A 510-nucleotide genomic window follows, 5' to 3' on the forward strand; every position below is an offset into this window, starting at 1 on the left:
GCTCAAAACATCGCCAAATAAACTATGTTTTTTTAGATATATAGACCCACCGACATACCCTATGTAATTGCCACCCTTATCATAAATAGGATGTGACAACAAAATAATCAAATTCCCAGCAACTGATTTTAACGGTGAAGATATGAATGGTTTCTTTTCCTCAACCGCCAATTTGCTGGCACTTGAATTCAAGCGGGTACCAACTAAATCAAGAGATTCTGGCGAAGTCGCCAGAACAACAGCATCATTACTAACAACAAGAACTGAATTAAACATACCAGACTGCAATCTTAACCTATCCGCCTCATCTTTAAGTGAGTCAATATCATTAGTTGATTTTATTTTTTTTGCTCCATATGCTAATTCACCTTGAGCCATTTCAATATAACCACTCATTACATCTGACATTTTCATAGCGTACGATGAATTAGCATAAAGCAAATCTTTTTCTATATTTTCGCGCTGAAAAACCATAATAACGGCAATCAGAAAAATAGAAGTTAACAAAAT

The 510-nt window shown here is 34.9% G+C and carries 1 protein-coding gene; it reads right to left on the minus strand.

Annotated elements, in window-relative coordinates; all coding sequences use genetic code 11:
* A partial coding sequence (locus H6X51_RS19890; RefSeq protein WP_221627442.1) for a PDC sensor domain-containing protein occupies window positions 1-510 on the minus strand: 510 nt, incomplete at both ends.

The sequence above is a fragment of the Halopseudomonas xiamenensis genome, from assembly GCF_014219065.1.
In the GTDB taxonomy this organism is placed as follows: Bacteria; Pseudomonadota; Gammaproteobacteria; order Pseudomonadales; family Pseudomonadaceae; genus Halopseudomonas; species Halopseudomonas xiamenensis.